We start from the raw sequence: 15,681 nt of genomic DNA on the forward strand, positions 1-15,681 counted from the left end.
CCTTTCGTTCTCGCCGGTCGGGGTCTCACCACTCCGCGTAGGAGCCGTCGGGGTGCCGCCAGGTCGGGCTGCGCCAGGCGTGCCCGCGCTTGTCAGCGGTCCGCACGGCGTGTTCGTCGATCTCGATGCCGAGACCGGGCGCGGTCAGCCGCTGCACGTACCCGTCGACGAAGGTCAGCGGAGTCTGGTCGAGGCAGTAGTCGAGCACCTCGGCGCCCTGGTTGTAGTGGATGCCGATGCTCTGCTCCTGGATCAGGAAGTTGGGTGTGGCGAAGCCGACCTGGAGGCAGGCGGCGAGGGCGATCGGCCCGAGCGGGCAGTGCGGGGCGAGCTGCACGTCGTACAGCTCGGCCAACGTGGCGATCTTGCGAACCTCGGTGATGCCGCCGGCGTGCGCGAGGTCCGGCTGAGCCACGGCGATGCCGGCCTGCAGCACGGGCAGGAACTCCTGCCGGCTGTAGAGCCGCTCCCCCGTCGAGATGGGGGTGGTGGTGCAGCGGACGACCTCACCGATCAGGTGCGAGTTCTCCGGCACCACCGGTTCTTCCAGGAAGAACGGCCGGTACGGCTCCAGGAGCGGGGCGATCCGGCGGACGTTGGCGACTGTGAACCGACCGTGGAAGTCGACAGCGACGTCGCGGTCGTCGCCGAGGACCTCGCGGGCGACGGCCACCCGCCGCACCACCGCGTCGAGGTCGGCAACCGAGGCGAGCGCGCCCATCCGCCCGGACGCGTTCATCTTCACCGCGGTCAGGCCCGCCTCGATCCGGGCGCTGATCTGGTCGCGGATCTCGGCGGGCTCGTCACCACCGATCCAGCCGTAGACCCGGATCCGGTCCCGGACCGGCCCGCCGAGGAGCTGGTGCACGGGGGCGCCGTAGTGCTTACCGGCGATGTCCCAGAGCGCCTGGTCCAGACCGGACACCGCGCTGGCCAGGATCGGCCCGCCCCGGTAGAAGGAGCCCTTGGTCAGCACCTGCCAGTGGTCCTCGATCCGCAGCGCGTCCCGTCCGGTGAGCAGCTCGCTGAGCTGGTGGACGGCCGTGCGCACGGTCTCGGAGCTGCCCTCGCAGGTCGCCTCGCCCCAGCCGACGATGCCGGACTGCGTCTCGATCCGGACGAACAGCCAGCGGGGCGCGACCAGGAACGTCTCCACCTTCGCGATCGTCGTCATGTCCGGTCAGCCCTTCGTGGCACCGGCGGTGAGGCCGGAGACGACGTACTTCTGCACGAACAGGGCGATCAGCATGATCGGCAGGGTGACCACTGTCGCGGCGGCCATCAGGCCGCCCCAGTCGATGCTGGCGTAGCCGACGAAGTCGAAGATCGCGACGGGAAGGGTCTTGGTGTCGGAGCCGGAGAGCACCAGGGCGAACATGAAGTTGTTCCAGGAGAAGATGAAGGAGAGGATGCCGGCGGTCGCGACGCCGGGCACCGACAGCGGCAGTGTGATCCGTCGGAACGCGCCGATGTGGGTCAGCCCGTCGACCAGCGCGGCCTCCTCCAACTCGGCCGGCAGGCCGTCGAAGTACCCCATCATGATGTAGACGATCAGCGGCAGCGACACGAACATGTGGCTCAGGATCAGCACTGTGAATCCGCCGACCATCTTCAGGTTCGAGAAGACGTAGTACCAGGGCACCAGGAGCGAGACGCCGGGGATGACCCGGGCCATGAGCACGACGAGCGCGGACTTCTTCATGCTGAACCGGCTCATCGAGTACGCGGCGGGCACCCCCAGCACCAGCGAGAGCGTGGTGGCCGCGAACGCCACCCAGAGGCTGTTGCCGATGAACTCCAGGTAGTTCGCCTGCTGGAGAACCGTCTCGTAGTTCTTCAGACTGGGTGAGAAGACGAACGCCTTGGCCGTGTCGTAGATGTCCACGTTGGTCTTGAACGATGCGGCGATCATCCACAGCAGGGGCGCCATCAGCGCGAACACCACGACGACGAGGGCCGAGTTGCGGAACACCAGGTACGGCTTGCTCGGCTTCATCGGCCCAGCCCCTTCTTGCGATAGGTGAGGGCCCACATCACCCCGATGATGATCAGGAAGAAGATGATGAGGACTGTCGACGAGACGCCGTAGTCGTTGTAGTCGAAGCTGAGGCCGTACGCGTAGACGTTGAGGGTCTCGACCTCGTGGAAGGAACCGCCGCCGCGCCCCTTTGTGGCATAGAGGATGTCGAACGTTTTCAGCGCGTCGATGCCGCGCAGCAGGATGGCGACGATCACCGTGGGCATCAGCAGCGGGAGGGTGACGTGCCGGAACCGCTGCCAGCTGCTGGCGCCATCGATCCGGGCCGCCTCCTGGGGTTCGTCGGAGAGCGAGGTGAGCCCGGCGAGCAGGATCAGCACCACCATCGGCGTCCACTGCCAGATGTCGATGAACATCGTCGTCGGCAGGGCCGAGTGCTGCCCGGCCAGCCAGGGTTGGGGGCCGATGCCGATCCAGCCGAGCAGTTGGTTCGCCATCCCGATGTTGGGGTCGAAGATCAGGCGCCACATCATGCCGACCGCCACCGGAGTGGCCACCAGCGGCAGCAGGATCGCGACGCGGACCCACTTCTCGCCGCGGAAGGGCCGCCACAGCAGCAGGGCGATCGCCATGCCGAGGACGACCTCGAAGAACAACACGACGCCGGTGAAGAGGACCGTACGCCACACCGCCGGCCAGAACCGGTCGGTGTCGGTGAGCACGTCGAGGTAGTTCTGGAAGCCGATGAACTCGGACTCGGCGCGTACCGAGCCCTCGGCGTCGGTCAGGCTCAGGTAGCCGGTCCACGCCACCGGAAAGATGATCAGCACGGCGACGAACGCCATGGCGGGTGCCGCGAAGAGCCACTTGCGGTGTTCGTTCGCCCACCGTGACAAGGCGGAGTCTTCCGGGGCCGCCGCAGGGGCCTCGGGCGTGTCGGTGCGGGGGGTGATGACGGCTGACATGAGGGGTCTCCGGGTTCGGGGGCCAGGTCCCGGCGGGGCGGCGGAGCGTGTCGGCTCCGCCGCCCTGCGCGTGGGTTACTTCGCCTCGTCGTCGAGGAACTTCTGGAACGCGGCGTTCGCCGTGTCCGCCGAACTGGCGGCGTCCTTGCCGGTGATCGCGTCGACGATCGGCTGGCCGACGATCTCCCGCGCCTGGGCCACCTTGACCACCAGCGGACGGTCGTGACCCACCCCGTTGGCGGTGCTGACCGTGTTGGCCTCGGCGAGGTCCTTCGGGTAGGAGGCGGTACCCGCCGGGTTCGCCCAGACCGAGGTGCGGGCACCGGGTACGCCGGCCGTCTGCTGCGCCAGCGCCTGCTCCTTGCCGGCCGCCCACTGGATGAACTTCCAGGCGTTGTCCTTGTTCTCCGAGCTGTCGTTCACACCGAGCGCCCAGGACGGGATGTTGTACGGCTTCGATCCGGCCGGGCCGGCCGGGAACGCGGCGAAGCCGACGGAGTCGACGACCTTGGACTTGGCCGGGTCGGTGGCGTTCTTGTAGAGCGAGTTGGCCTCGGTGTAGAAGGCGGCCTTGCCCTGCGTGAAGATCGCCATCGCCTCCGACCAGCTCATGTCGGTGCTGATGTTCTCCGGGCCGTGGTCCCTGAGAAGACCGCCGTAGTAGGCGTACGCCTGCTTGGCCTGCTCGGTGTTGACAGTGGCCTTCCCGCTGGCGTCCACGAAGTCGCCGCCGAAGCTGAAGAGGAAGCTGGAGAACTGTGTGACCGCTGCGGCCTTGCCGGTACGAGCGACGAAGCCGGCGACGCCCGGGTTGTCGGCCTCGATCTTCGCGGCCTGCGCCTTGAGTTCGTCGAGGGTCTTGGGCGGCGCTGTGAAGCCGGACTTCGTCAGCAGGTCCTTGCGGTAGTAGAGGACCTCCTGCTCGGTGATGATCGGCAGCCCGACGACCTTGTCCTCATAGGTCGTCGCCTGTAGCGGCCCGGCCTGGAAGTCACCGAACTCGAAGGCGCTGTCGGACTTGACCTTCTCGCTCAGGTCGGCGAGGTACTTGTTCTTACCGAACAGCTTTCCCTCCTGTAGGGGCCGGTACATCATCACGTCGAGGTCGTCGGACCCGGCGTTCAGCTTGACGTTGTACTGGTCGGAGAGCTGGTCCTCACCGAGCTGGGTGACTTCGACAGTGAGCCCGGACTGCTTCTCGAACTCCGGCAAGACCTTCTTGATGTTCTCTGTCCACACGTGGTTGACCAGTGTCACGCGGAGGGTCTTCGAGCCCTCGCCGCCGCCGTCGCCGCCACAGGCGGTCAGGCTCATGGCGGCGACCACAGCCAGAGAAGTGCCGATTATCGATCGACGTCGCACGCTTGTCTCTCCTTCTGTCGTGGCCGCTGCCCTTGTGAGAGCCGCTACCTCGGCGTTACATCCGCTTAACAACCGGATGCTAGGCCGAAAAAGCTGATTACCTCAAGAGGTAGATGCAAATGATATGATCTTTGAGTGGAACCGTCCTCACCAGAGGTTGCAGCCGCTCCGGCCCTCCCCGCCGAGTCCGGGCTGCACGCGCGCGTCCTCGACCACCTCGGCACCGCCATCTGCGGCGGCGAGCTGGCACCCGGATCGGTTCTCAACATCGACGAGCTGGTCGATCGGTACGCCGTGTCCCGCTCGGTCGTCCGCGAGGTGCTGCGGGTGCTGGCCTCGATCGGATTCATCGAGGCGCGCCGCCGGGTAGGTGTGATGATCCGGCCGGCGAGCGCGTGGAACGTCTTCGACCCGCAGGTGATCCGCTGGCGTCTCGCCTCGGCCGGTCGGATGGCCCAGCTCCGCTCCATCACCGAGCTGCGCACCGCCGTCGAGCCGCACGCGGCCTACCTGGCGGCCAGCCGGATCGGCCGGGACGAGGCCAGCGACCTCGTCGGGTTGGCGGCGAAGATGTGGGCGGCCGGCGAGGCCGGCGACGAGGAGCGCTTCCTGCACCTCGACATCGAGTTTCACCGGCGCGTCCTGCTCGCCTCCGGCAACGAGATGTTCGTCCGGCTCCAGGAGCTGGTCGCGGAGGTGCTCACCGGCCGGCACAAGCACCACCTCATGCCGCACCACCCGCATGAGCAGGCCCTCCAGATGCACGCCGACGTCGCCCAGGCGATCCAGCGACGCGACGGGGAGCGTGCCCGGCAGGCGATGGTGCGGCTGATGGAGCAGGCCTTCGACGAGATGAAGTCGCTGTGGGAGCAGACCGGGGCGCCCGACCGCGAGGCGACCACTCGCTGACCAGGCGCCCCTATGATCGACTCGGCTATCCGGAAGTCGCGGTATCGGAGCACCCCGGAGACCCCGACATCAGTGAAGCCAAGTCGATCACGCAGCCCGAGCCCACTGGACACGCCTCAGCGGACCACGCCAATACCCGTGAACGACCTGTCGTACTCGGTGAACGACCGGTTGGTGTACGGCGCGTAGATCCAGGTCCGCAGCGAGTTGGCGGCGGTGTCGACCTCGACCAGACGTACCGGGTTGGTGCTGTTGGAGTGGAACGTCTGGAGGAACGAATAGATCTTGTTCCCGTTGACTCCGGTGTCGACCCGGTTGGCGGCGATGCCGGTGTGACCGGAGAAGACGAACCGGATGTTGGCGTACCGCTTGACCAGGTTGTCGAAGAGGTACTGCGGGCTCGTCGCGCCGTACCCGGCGCTCTGCTCGATGGCGCCGTTGCCGTCGATGTAGTCGTGGGTGACCACGATGACGTTGTGCCGGGGGTTGGCGGCGACGACGCTCCTGGCCCAGTTCAACGCCGCGACCCGGGGCCAGAGTTCCAGGGTCAGCACCATCCACTGCACGCCACCGGCCGTGAAGGTCGAATACGAGTTGTCGACCTTGCCGGCTTCGAACTGCCCCCGGACCGCACGGTACTGGCTGACTGTGAAGTACTGGTTGAACACGCTGGTGTCGCGGATGAGTTCGCGGGTGCGGGCGGGGTCGCGGGCCGACCCGCCGACGCCGGTCGCCTGGGTGTCGTGGTTGCCGAGCGCCAGCGCGTACGGGATGGCCGCGTTCTCGATCGGTCGCATCGCGTTACGGGCGATGACGTACTGCGCGTGGTCCGGGGTGTCCCAGTTGACCACGTCACCGGAGGAGGTCACGAAGCGCAGGTCCAGCGCCGACCGGTTCTGCACCAACCAGTTCGTGCGGTTGAGGAACCGGGTGTCCGAGCTGTTGAGCACCTCCTGCTGGGTGTCCGGCAGGACGGCGAAGCTGAACTTCGGGTCGGTGCTGCCCGCGGTCTCCATCCGCGCGTACCCGACATGAACGTTGCGGTCGCAGGAGTCGGCCCTGAAGTCGTTGACGAACTGGATCCGCACTGTGTGCTGACCGCCGCCGACCGCCGTGCCGACCGGATAGGTGCCGTAGCTGGTCGCGCTGACGATTGTGGTCTGGCCGACGTTGACGCCGTCGACAGTCACCCGGACGGTCGGCCAGCCCTGGCAGTTGTCGCCGATGGCCCCGATCAGCACTCGACCGGAGCCACTGATGCTGGTGCTGGCGTAGCTGGAGTTGCCCCAGAGCGAGGCGTGCGTGCCGGACGCGGGCACCGGGGTGCCGGTCGCCGTACGGATCGCACCCTCCACGACGGTGAACGGGGAGGGCTCGGCGGCGCTCGCTGTGCTGCCGGCGAACACTCCCCCCGCGATGACGACCACGGTCGCTACTGCCATCGCGACGATCGTGGACCCTGATCTCCTGATTCGCACAGCTGATCCTCCCTTGACGACGTACGCCCAGAAGCTGGGCATTCCTAGCCTAGGAGGAATCGGGACGACACATGTGAATACATCACGACCATCCTGCGTCCCCGAGTTGCACTCTCCGGGCCGACAGTGCGGACGAGACGCGCACCACCATCGTCGCCGGGCGGGCGGCCACCGGAGTGACGCCCACCCGCGCAATCGAGACTGTCGGCGTCAATTGGTCCGGGTGCGGAGGCTCCGGGCCAGGACGGGGATCATCACCGCCGCGGCGACGAGGTGCAGCCCGAGCAGAGCGGTGATGGTGGCCGCGTTCGCCCCCGAGATGGGAGCCGGGACCAGCGAGAGCGCGGTCAGCGCCACGGCGGTCCAGACGAACCGGTCGGCGGGCCGAGCACTCCACCGGAGCAGAGCCACGGCGATGACGACGCCCACGACCGAGAAGAAGCCGGTCACCACGGCGAACCCGGACAACGGAATCGTCTCGCCGCCGTCGGGGATCTCGAAGTCGACGCCGGCGGCCCGGGCCAGCGCGGCGGCGACGGTGGTGGTCACCATCGCCGCGAGCGTGGCAATCACGCCGGTGCCGATGAGCCAGCGGAGTCGGTGGGGGAAGCTGGGGCGACCCGATGTCGGGCCGGCGACGGTCCCGGTGTCCTTCGTGCTGTTCATGTCGTCTCCCTGATGATGAGGCCGGCGTACAGGATGTGTCGACTGGCGTGTGACGGCCCCGGGCGTGAAGACACGCACCCTCGCCCTGCGGCGGCCGGGGTTGCGCAGCGCGCGGACGCCGGTGCCGCGCAGCCAGAACCCGGCGTCGCGGCCGAGGACCGGCCCGGGTTCGCCGTCGCGCAACTCCAGCTGCACCCGCCCACTGGTGACGACACCGAACGCGTCGTACCACTCCGCCGTGACCACCGCGGCACGCGCGCCGCGGCGCAGCGTGAGCGTCCACACGGGACTACTCCGTGCCGTCCGCCGGCAGGCGCTCCGGCAACCCGAGCCGTGGGAACTGGTCGTCGTGGAAGGTGACGATCTCGGTGATCGCGCCGCCGGTGATGCGCAGCACGTCGATCGTCAACGGCAGGTACGCGCCGTCCTGCTTCCGCCAGTGGTAGAAGGCGACGGCGGGCTGGCGGTTCACCGAGGTGGGGACCGCGCGCAGACCCGTCATGCCATCGAAGCCATCCTCGACCCAGTTGTGCACCACCGCTTCGCGGCCGACGTACAGGCCCGGCGTGGGCGGCATCGAGCAGCGGACGTCGTCGCGCAGCATGGTGGCGAGCGCGTCGATGTTCGTGGCCACGCTGGCGTCGGTGAAGCGGCGCACCAGCTCGCGCGTCCCGGCGTCCTCCTCGCCACCGGTCCAGTCCTGCCGCTCCGCGGGCAGGTGCTCCCGCATGCCGGCGCGAGCCCGCTGCAGGGCGCTGTTGACCGAGTTGACCGAGTCTCCGAGCAGCTCCGCGACGTCCTTCGCCGGCCAGCCCAGCACGTCGCGCAGGATCAGCACGGCCCGCGGACGCGGCGCGAGGTGCTGGACCGCTACCAGGTACGCCAGCTCGATCGTCTCCCGCGCGACGGCGACGGTCTCCGGCTCGTCCGCGTCGGCTGCGGGCAGCTCGTCGAGCAGCCGGTCCGGGTAGGGCTGCAACCACCGCACCTCACCGCCGGTCGCCGGTTCCGGGCGGCGCCTGGCGAGCAGGTCCAGGCAGGCGTTGGTGGCGATCCGGTACAGCCAGGCCCGGAACGTCGACCGCCCCTCGAACGTCTCCCGTCGCCGCCAGGCTCGCAGGAACGTCTCCTGCACTGTGTCCTCGGCGTCCTCGAACGACCCGAGCATCCGGTAGCAGTGCACGTGCAGCTCCCGCCGGTGCCGCTGCGCCAGCCCCACGAACGCCGGCTCGTCGACCTCGCCCAGACCGCTCACGCCCAGCTCCTCCAGCCGCGTGTCCGCACTCATCACGTCATCCTTCCGCCTCGTCATGTCCTGTCGTAGGTATGACGGGCGCGGACGCGACAACTCATCACTCGGGTCTGATCGAGATGGTGAGTACCTGCGAGTCATGACGCTCGCTGGTGCATCCGCCGCTTGCAGCGGCGGCGCGGCGGGGCGGGGCGGTCCTACCGGGCGGTGCCGCCACCCGATCGGCCCGCACCGGCGGAGGGCCGGTGCGCGATGCGGGGCGCCCGCACGGCGGAGGCGTTGCCCGACCCCGGGCGGTGGTCCCGTGCCGCGCTGGCCACCATCTCGTCGGCGTCGCGGGCGAGCGCCTCCCGGATGTGCGGTGGGACGAACTCGGACGTCGCCATCGCCAGTCGGACCTGCACCGCGCGGTCGTCGACCAGGCGGGTCAGGTCCGCCTCGTCCAGCTCGACGGCCCGCACCAGCGCGGCACGGACGTCGACCACCGGGTCCGCGGCGAGCGCGCTGCGCTGCTCGGCGGTGGTGCGCGGGTTGCGGGCAACCCCCTTGCGGACGCGTGCGGTGCGATCGGCCAGCAGCGCGTTGATCACGTCGGGGTCGTGGGTGTGCGTGGCGAGTCGTTCCCGTACCTCGGGTGACACGTCGCCGATCAGCTTGGCGGCCAGCTCCGGCTCGAGGTCACGGCTCTCCGCGAGGAGACCGCGAAGCTCCTTGTCCGAGGTCTGCGACATGACCTGGCGGATCGACTCGTCACAGGCCGGGTTGCCGGCGACCGCCCAGCGGACCCACCGATCGGCGTCCTTCACCAGGCGCATGAGGTTGGCGATCGAGGTGGAGGGGTTCCTCGCCACTGCCTCCCGGACCTGACGATCATGGTCGCGGGTGAGCGGTCGCAGGGCCTGCGCGGGTGCGTCGGCCCGAGAGGCAACCGCCTTGCGGACCAGGACCGACGGATCGGACGCCAGGTCGATAAGGGTCATTTGTGGCGTTGTGGGGTCCTGCGCGAGGGCGAGCCGAGCGTCAGCGCCGCCACCGATCGGACGGTGGGCGGTGGTGCCGGACCCGCTGTGACTGTCGGCTGCGCCGACGTCCTGCTGTTTCCCCATCCCGCAATCATGTCACGCGCCCGGTTCGGCAGTGCCGGCCGCGGGCGCAACCCGGGCGGGCAGGCGCAGGCCGGACATGCCGCCGTCCACCGGCAGCGACGAACCGGTCACCGACCCGGTCGCGGGTGAGGCGAGGTAGACGACGGCGGCAGCAACCTCGTCGGCTGTCACCAGGCGGCCGGTCGGCTGCCGGGACGCCAGTTGCCGCTTCTCGGCCGTCGGGTCGGGCGCGCCGGCGAGCAGGCGGGCCACCCAGGGAGTGTCCACGGTGCCGGGGGCCACACAGTTGACCCGGACGCCCTCAGTCACCAGGTCGGCGGCCATGGCGAGGGTGAGGGCGTGCACAGCGCCCTTCGACGCCGAGTACAGGGCGCGTCGGGGCAGGCCGACGGTCGCCGCGATCGAGGAGATGTTGACGATCGCCGCGGACGACGACCGACGCAGGTACGGCAGGGCGACGGCGCTCGTTCGGGCCACGCCGGAGACGTTGACGTCGAGCACCCGGCTCCACTGCTCGTCGTCGTCGTCCTCCACAGTGCCCACGGCCGAGATGCCGGCGTTGTTCACCAGGATGTCGATGCCGCCGAATGCCTCCGCGACCGAGGCGACGGCCGTGCTGAGAGAGGACCGGTCGGCCACGTCCGCCCGGACGCCGAGGACGCCGGGATCCTCCGGCAGACCGGACAGCTCCAGGTCCAGCACACCCACCCGGGCACCGGCGGCGACGAACGCCCGCACGCAGGCAAGGCCGATCCCCGAGCCACCTCCGGTCACCACCGCCACGAGACCGTCGCAGCGCATCAGGCGTCCCGGAGCGTGTTGCGCTGCCGACCGAGGCCGTCGATCTCGACCTCCATCACATCGCCGGCGGCCAGGTACGGAAAGCGACCGGAGAGTGCCACTCCCTGCGGGGTGCCCGTGTTGATGACGTCGCCCGGGTCCAGGACCGTGTACTGGGACAGGTGCCAGACCAGGTGCGCCACGTCGAAGATCATGTCCTTGGTGCTGGAGTCCTGGCGGGGCTCGCCGTTGACCCAGGAGCGCAGCCGCAGCGCCTGCGGGTCGCCGATCTCGTCGGTGGTGACCAGCCACGGGCCGAGCGGCTGGAACGTCTCGCAGGACTTGCCCTTCGACCACTGGCCGCCGGCGACCGCGAGCTGGAAGTCCCGCTCGGAGACGTCGTTGGACAGCACGTACCCGGCGATGTGCCCGAGGGCGTCGGCCGGCGAGGCGAGGTAGCGGGTTGGTCGGCCGATCACCACCGCCAGCTCCACCTCCCAGTCGGTCTTGGTCGATCCGCGCGGGATCAGAACCTCGTCGTACGGGCCGACGACAGTGTTGGGCGCCTTGTAGAAGATGATCGGGTCGGTCGGTGGCGCGGCACCGGACTCGGCGGCGTGCGCCGCGTAGTTCTGCCCCACGCAGAGCACCACCCCCGGCCGGGCGATCGGCGCGCCGACCCGCTGACCGGCGACGTCGATCTCGGGCAGGTCGGTGGCCTCGCGGGCCCGCCGGACGCCGTCGCCGGCAAGGAACTCGCCGTCGATGTCGACGGTGAGCGACGAGAGGTCGAAGTGCCGCCCGTCGACGTACAGCACCGGGCGTTCCCGCCCCACGGGCCCGACGCGCATGAATCTCACGAACCGACCTCCAGCGCATGGGTCGCAAAGGACCCAATTTCCTATAGGATGTTGCTTGGCTCGTGTGTACTCGCTCACACCGGCACAGTCAAGGGCTTGCTGAGGAGACGAGATGGCCCAGCAGGAACCTCGCGAGGGTCGACTTCGTCCCGCCCGTCGACTCACCCTCGCCGAGGACGTCTACGAGTCGATAAAGACGCTGGTCATGGACCACATCCTTCCCCCCGGCGAGCGGGTCAACATCGACGCGCTGGCCCGGGAGCTGGACGTCTCCCCCACCCCGGTCCGCGAGGCCCTCGCTCGGCTGGAGGCCGACGGCCTGGTCCGGAAACGCCCACTCTCCGGCTACACCACCACGCCGCTGCTGAGCCGTGCCGAGTTCGACGACCTGTTCGACGTGCGTCAACTGCTGGAGGGCGCCACCGCCGGGCGGGCCGCCACCCACGCCTCCGCCGAGGCCCGCGAACGGATCAGCGCCGAGGCGGCGGCGAGCATCGACGTGGAGGCCGGCGACGGCTACCGCCGACACGCCGCGTTCACCGCGCTGGACGCGAGATTTCACGACCTGATCGCCGAGGTCTGCGGCAGCCCGCTGCTGCGCGACACCGTCACGCGGCTGCACTCACACCTGCACCTGCACCGGCTGTACTTCCCGGTCGCCGGCGCGGCCGACACCAACACCGAGCACCAGCGCATCGCCGCCGCCATCGTCGCCGGTGACGCGGCGGCCGCCACCGGGGCGATGCGCGCCCACCTCAGCGCCGCCCGGGAGCGTCACCTGCCTGCCTTCGACCAGGTCCCCGTCCCCGCGAGACCGCGCGACTCGGCGTGACCCACCCCCACCCATCCGAGGAGCCGCCGTGCGGATCGCCCTCTTCATCACCTGCGTCAACGACCTCGCGTTCCCGGCCACCGGCATCGCGGTCACCCGCATCCTGCGGCGACTCGGCCACACAGTCGACTTCCCCGCCGAGCAGACCTGCTGCGGGCAGATGCACGCCAACACTGGTTACCGGGCCGAGGCCATGCCGATGGTGCGTAACTACGTCGACGTCTTCGACTCCTACGACGCCATCGTCGCGCCGTCCGGGTCGTGCACCGCGATGATCCGCGACCAGTACCCGCGCCTGCACCCGCCCGCCACCTCGGTGGCCGCCCGCACGTACGAGCTGTCCGAGTTGCTCGTCGACGTTCTCGGCGTCACCGACGTCGGCGCGGAGTTCCCGGAGACGGTCACCTACCACCCGACCTGCCACGGCCTGCGCATGTTGCGCCTCGGCGACCGGCCGCTGACCCTGCTGCGCCAGGTGCGCGGGATCAAGCTGGTCGAGCTGGTCGACGCCGAGGAGTGCTGCGGTTTCGGCGGCACGTTCGCACTGAAGAACCCGGACGTCTCCACAGCGATGCTCACCGACAAGTGCGCCCGGGTCCGCGACACCGGCGCGCGGGTGCTCGCCGCTGCCGACAACTCCTGCCTGGCGCACATCGGCGGCGGCCTCGACCGCCACCGCTCGGGCGTACGGGCCGTGCACTACGCCGAGATTCTCGCCGAGACGGGAGCCCTCTCATGAACCATCCGGTCGCACCCGCCACCGGGGGCGGGCGGATCCGCACCCCGCTGCCGTTCCCCACCGCCGCCAAGCCGGCCGTCGCCGACACGCAACTCCGGGCCAACCTGCACCGGGCCACCCGCACCATCCGGGCCAAGCGAGCACGGGTCGTCGACGAGGTACCCGACTGGGAGGCCCTGCGCGCCGCCGGCTCGGCGATCAAGGCGGAGGTCCAACGTCGCCTGCCCGAGTTGCTGGAGCAGTTCGAGGCGTCCGCCACCGCTGCCGGCGCCACAGTGCACTGGGCCCGCGACGCCGCCGAGGCGTGCCGGATCGTCGTCGCCCTGACCAAGGCCGCCGGGGCCGACGAGGTCGTGAAGGTCAAGTCGATGGCGACCCAGGAGATCGAGCTCAACGAGGCGCTGGAGGCCGCCGGGATCGCCGCGTACGAGACCGACCTGGCGGAACTGATCGTGCAGCTCGGCGACGACACCCCCTCGCACATCCTGGTGCCGGCGATCCACTACAACCGGGCCCAGATCCGGGAGATCTTCCAACGTCGCATGGCCGACGCGCCGGCCGACCTGAGCGACGAACCGGCCGCGCTGGCCGAGGCGGCCCGCGCCCACCTGCGACGGCGCTTCCTCTCGGCCCGGGTCGCCGTCTCCGGCGCGAACTTCGCCGTCGCCGACACCGGCACACTCGTGGTGGTGGAATCCGAGGGCAACGGCCGCATGTGCCTCACCCTCCCCGAGACGCTGATCAGCGTCGTCGGCGTCGAGAAGCTGCTGCCGACCTTCACCGACCTGGAGGTCTTCCTGCAACTGCTGCCGCGATCCTCGACCGGCGAGCGGATGAACCCGTACACCTCGATGTGGACCGGCGTCACCCCCGGCGACGGCCCGCAGGACGTGCACATCGTGCTCGTCGACAATGGCCGGTCCGCGGTGCTCGCCGACCCGGTCGGGCGGCCGGCGTTGTCGTGCATCCGCTGCTCCGCGTGCCTCAACGTCTGCCCGGTGTACGAACGGGCCGGCGGGCACGCGTACGGCTCGGTGTATCCGGGGCCGATCGGGGCGATCCTGTCGCCGCAGCTGACCGGTGTGGCCGACAATGCCTCGTTGCCGTACGCGTCTACCCTCTGCGGCGCCTGCTACGACGTCTGTCCCGTAAAGATCAACATCCCGGAGATCCTGGTTCATCTCCGCCAGCAGGCACCGCACCCGCCCGTCGAACGGGCCGCCATGCGCGTGCTGTCCTGGGTGATGCGCAGCCCCCGACGGTGGGCCGCCGCCCTGCGCCTGGCTCGGGCCGGCGCGGGGCCGCTCGGGGCGTACCGTGAGCGGCGCACCGGCGCTCGAACGCTGCGGCGACTGCCCTGGCCCGCCTCGGCGTGGACCCGGTCGCGCGACCTGCCGCTGCCCGCGCCGCAGACCTTCAGGGAATGGTGGGGAAAGCAGTGAGCGCCCGTGACGAGATCCTGGCGCGGCTCCGGACCGCGCTGGCCGACAGCCCGCCGCCGGTGCAGGTGCCCCGCGGGTACCGCCGGGTCGACCACCGCTCCGACGTGATCGAAACCCTGGTCGACCGCCTGGAGGACTACCGGGCCGTCGTCCACAGGGGCATCGACGCCCTACCCCGACTGCTCGGCGATGTCGACCGGCTCGCCGTCCCCACTGACGTCCCCGCGAACTGGCTGGAAGGTTACGCCGGAGAGGTGCACCGCGACGCGCCCCCACTGTCACCGGCAGCGCTCGACGACCTGGACGCGGTCCTGACCGGCTGCGCCGTCGTGGTCGCCGACACGGGCACCATCATCCTGGACGCCGGCGCGGCGCAGGGGCGGCGCGCGCTCACCCTGGTGCCCGACCGGCACATCTGCGTCGTCCGCACCGACCAGGTCGTCGGTCTGCTGCCGGAGGCGCTCACCCGACTGGACCCGCGCGCCCCGCTGACCTGGATCTCCGGCCCGTCCGCGACGAGCGACATCGAACTCAACCGGGTGGAGGGAGTGCACGGCCCGCGCCGGCTGGAGGTCGTCCTGATCAGTCCGGATGAGGAAGTCGTCAGAGCGGGCGGCTCAGGCGTCTGACGAGGACCGCTGCTCGTCGCTGCGGCTCTCGTCGGGGGTGGCGGTCGCGCGCAGCGGAATGCCGCGCACGTTGAGCAGCATGACGATGCCCACGCCGACCACCAGGGCGATGTCGGCGACGTTGCCGACGAAGAACCCGGCGTAGTCGATGAAGTCCACCACGTGCCCGCGGGCGAACCCCGGCTCCCGGAAGAGGCGGTCCAGCAGGTGTGTCGCCGCGCCGCCGAGCACCAGGCCCAACGCCGCCGCCCAGGCGCGTGACGTGACCCGCCACGCCACGACCGTCACCGCGACCACCGCCGCCGCCGCGACCACCGCGAAGATCCAGGTGTACGCGGACCCGATCGAGAAGGCGGCGCCCGGGTTGTACAGGAGTCGCAGTTGCAGCAGGTCACCGAGGACGCTGATGGTCTGCCCGCCGGAGAGCGCGGACTCGGCCCAGTACTTGGTGAGCTGATCCGCGGCGAGCACCACAGCAGCGATCAACACGACGGCGCGGAACATTCCGGAACCCTAGCCGGTCGCCGATGACCGTCACCACCGACGAATGGTTCCCGATCAACCAGAAGATGCACACAGTTGGTAATTGCCAAAGACTGGCAACTGTGTCACCGTGATGATCAACGGGGTCGGCGTCGCGCCCACCCGACAAACGATTCCTCCCCACACCACAGGAGCCCTCT

At 69.8% G+C, this 15,681-nt stretch carries 16 protein-coding genes; 5 read left to right on the forward strand and 11 right to left on the reverse strand.

The annotated features are described in order from the left end of the window. Positions 1-25 precede the first annotated feature (25 nt). The 4 genes from dgoD to AB0B94_RS06390 form a co-directional block, all read right to left on the reverse strand. Complete coding sequence (gene dgoD, locus AB0B94_RS06375; protein WP_357269087.1) at positions 26-1,174, reverse strand: galactonate dehydratase; 1,149 nt, start codon at positions 1,172-1,174, stop codon at positions 26-28. Between the two features lie 6 nt (positions 1,175-1,180). Continuing rightward, on the reverse strand, positions 1,181-1,996 hold the full coding sequence (locus AB0B94_RS06380; protein WP_357269090.1) for a carbohydrate ABC transporter permease: 816 nt from the start codon (positions 1,994-1,996) through the stop codon (positions 1,181-1,183). Beyond that, a complete protein-coding gene (locus AB0B94_RS06385; protein WP_357269093.1) occupies positions 1,993-2,943 on the reverse strand; it encodes a sugar ABC transporter permease in 951 nt (316 codons plus the stop codon). The genes AB0B94_RS06380 and AB0B94_RS06385 overlap by 4 nt, the downstream gene beginning before the upstream one ends. A 75-nt stretch (positions 2,944-3,018) precedes the next feature. Next, complete coding sequence (locus AB0B94_RS06390) at positions 3,019-4,257, reverse strand: sugar ABC transporter substrate-binding protein (protein ID WP_357269097.1); 1,239 nt, start codon at positions 4,255-4,257, stop codon at positions 3,019-3,021. A gap of 183 nt (positions 4,258-4,440) precedes the next feature. Here AB0B94_RS06390 and AB0B94_RS06395 point away from each other — a divergent pair, with 183 nt between their 5' ends. Further along, positions 4,441-5,214: an FCD domain-containing protein gene (locus tag AB0B94_RS06395; protein ID WP_357269099.1), complete on the forward strand. Its 774-nt coding sequence runs from the start codon at positions 4,441-4,443 to the stop codon at positions 5,212-5,214. 116 nt (positions 5,215-5,330) lie between these two features. On the opposite strand, the gene AB0B94_RS06400 is transcribed toward AB0B94_RS06395, so the two are convergent. From AB0B94_RS06400 to AB0B94_RS06425, 6 genes are all read right to left on the reverse strand, one after another. Next, positions 5,331-6,656 (reverse strand): carbohydrate-binding domain-containing protein, encoded by a 1,326-nt coding sequence (locus AB0B94_RS06400; protein ID WP_357269102.1) that lies wholly within the window; start codon positions 6,654-6,656, stop codon positions 5,331-5,333. A gap of 246 nt (positions 6,657-6,902) precedes the next feature. Continuing rightward, complete coding sequence (locus AB0B94_RS06405) at positions 6,903-7,643, reverse strand: DUF6069 family protein (RefSeq protein ID WP_357269105.1); 741 nt, start codon at positions 7,641-7,643, stop codon at positions 6,903-6,905. Positions 7,644-7,647: 4 nt separating this feature from the next. Beyond that, the gene (locus AB0B94_RS06410) at positions 7,648-8,646 is read right to left on the reverse strand and encodes an RNA polymerase subunit sigma-70 (protein WP_357269108.1); all 999 of its coding nucleotides are present in this window, start codon (positions 8,644-8,646) and stop codon (positions 7,648-7,650) included. Between the two features lie 161 nt (positions 8,647-8,807). After that, positions 8,808-9,716, reverse strand: coding sequence for a hypothetical protein (locus AB0B94_RS06415; RefSeq protein WP_357269111.1), 909 nt, complete (start codon positions 9,714-9,716; stop codon positions 8,808-8,810). 12 nt (positions 9,717-9,728) lie between these two features. Further along, a complete protein-coding gene (locus AB0B94_RS06420) occupies positions 9,729-10,517 on the reverse strand; it encodes an SDR family oxidoreductase (RefSeq protein ID WP_357269114.1) in 789 nt (262 codons plus the stop codon). After that, positions 10,517-11,356 carry a fumarylacetoacetate hydrolase family protein gene (locus tag AB0B94_RS06425; protein ID WP_357269118.1) on the reverse strand — a complete coding sequence of 280 codons (840 nt, stop codon included), beginning with the start codon at positions 11,354-11,356 and terminating at the stop codon, positions 10,517-10,519. Before AB0B94_RS06425 ends, AB0B94_RS06420 begins: the two co-directional genes overlap by 1 nt. A gap of 112 nt (positions 11,357-11,468) precedes the next feature. On the opposite strand from AB0B94_RS06425, the gene AB0B94_RS06430 reads away from it, so the two are divergent. Genes AB0B94_RS06430 through AB0B94_RS06445 form a run of 4 tightly spaced genes read left to right on the forward strand, consistent with a single transcriptional unit; the run spans position 11,469 to position 14,998 of the window. After that, positions 11,469-12,188 (forward strand): GntR family transcriptional regulator, encoded by a 720-nt coding sequence (locus tag AB0B94_RS06430; RefSeq protein ID WP_357269121.1) that lies wholly within the window; start codon positions 11,469-11,471, stop codon positions 12,186-12,188. A 28-nt stretch (positions 12,189-12,216) separates the two neighbouring features. After that, positions 12,217-12,927 carry a (Fe-S)-binding protein gene (locus tag AB0B94_RS06435; protein WP_357269124.1) on the forward strand — a complete coding sequence of 237 codons (711 nt, stop codon included), beginning with the start codon at positions 12,217-12,219 and terminating at the stop codon, positions 12,925-12,927. Beyond that, positions 12,924-14,369, forward strand: coding sequence for a LutB/LldF family L-lactate oxidation iron-sulfur protein (locus AB0B94_RS06440; RefSeq protein WP_357269126.1), 1,446 nt, complete (start codon positions 12,924-12,926; stop codon positions 14,367-14,369). Before AB0B94_RS06435 ends, AB0B94_RS06440 begins: the two co-directional genes overlap by 4 nt. Further along, positions 14,366-14,998: an LUD domain-containing protein gene (locus AB0B94_RS06445; RefSeq protein ID WP_357269129.1), complete on the forward strand. Its 633-nt coding sequence runs from the start codon at positions 14,366-14,368 to the stop codon at positions 14,996-14,998. Before AB0B94_RS06440 ends, AB0B94_RS06445 begins: the two co-directional genes overlap by 4 nt. Here AB0B94_RS06445 and AB0B94_RS06450 read toward each other — a convergent pair. Next, positions 14,987-15,502: a signal peptidase II gene (locus AB0B94_RS06450; RefSeq protein WP_357269132.1), complete on the reverse strand. Its 516-nt coding sequence runs from the start codon at positions 15,500-15,502 to the stop codon at positions 14,987-14,989. The genes AB0B94_RS06445 and AB0B94_RS06450 overlap by 12 nt on opposite strands. Positions 15,503-15,681 lie beyond the last annotated feature (179 nt).

Origin of the sequence: Micromonospora sp. NPDC048986 (genome assembly GCF_040649335.1) — a bacterium.
In the GTDB taxonomy this organism is placed as follows: Bacteria; Actinomycetota; Actinomycetes; order Mycobacteriales; family Micromonosporaceae; genus Micromonospora; species Micromonospora alfalfae.

What these genes read in the sequence shown, in the direction of transcription:
- dgoD (WP_357269087.1), bottom strand. Translation starts at nt 1,174, where the DNA reads ATGACGACGATCGCGAAGGTGGAGACGTTCCTGGTCGCGCCCCGCTGG.
- AB0B94_RS06380 (WP_357269090.1), bottom strand. Translation starts at nt 1,996, where the DNA reads ATGAAGCCGAGCAAGCCGTACCTGGTGTTCCGCAACTCGGCCCTCGTC.
- AB0B94_RS06385 (WP_357269093.1), bottom strand. Translation starts at nt 2,943, where the DNA reads ATGTCAGCCGTCATCACCCCCCGCACCGACACGCCCGAGGCCCCTGCG.
- AB0B94_RS06390 (WP_357269097.1), bottom strand. Translation starts at nt 4,257, where the DNA reads ATGAGCCTGACCGCCTGTGGCGGCGACGGCGGCGGCGAGGGCTCGAAG.
- AB0B94_RS06400 (WP_357269102.1), bottom strand. Translation starts at nt 6,656, where the DNA reads ATGGCAGTAGCGACCGTGGTCGTCATCGCGGGGGGAGTGTTCGCCGGC.
- AB0B94_RS06410 (WP_357269108.1), bottom strand. Translation starts at nt 8,646, where the DNA reads ATGAGTGCGGACACGCGGCTGGAGGAGCTGGGCGTGAGCGGTCTGGGC.
- AB0B94_RS06415 (WP_357269111.1), bottom strand. Translation starts at nt 9,716, where the DNA reads ATGGGGAAACAGCAGGACGTCGGCGCAGCCGACAGTCACAGCGGGTCC.
- AB0B94_RS06420 (WP_357269114.1), bottom strand. Translation starts at nt 10,517, where the DNA reads ATGCGCTGCGACGGTCTCGTGGCGGTGGTGACCGGAGGTGGCTCGGGG.
- AB0B94_RS06430 (WP_357269121.1), top strand. Translation starts at nt 11,469, where the DNA reads ATGGCCCAGCAGGAACCTCGCGAGGGTCGACTTCGTCCCGCCCGTCGA.
- AB0B94_RS06440 (WP_357269126.1), top strand. Translation starts at nt 12,924, where the DNA reads ATGAACCATCCGGTCGCACCCGCCACCGGGGGCGGGCGGATCCGCACC.
- AB0B94_RS06450 (WP_357269132.1), bottom strand. Translation starts at nt 15,502, where the DNA reads ATGTTCCGCGCCGTCGTGTTGATCGCTGCTGTGGTGCTCGCCGCGGAT.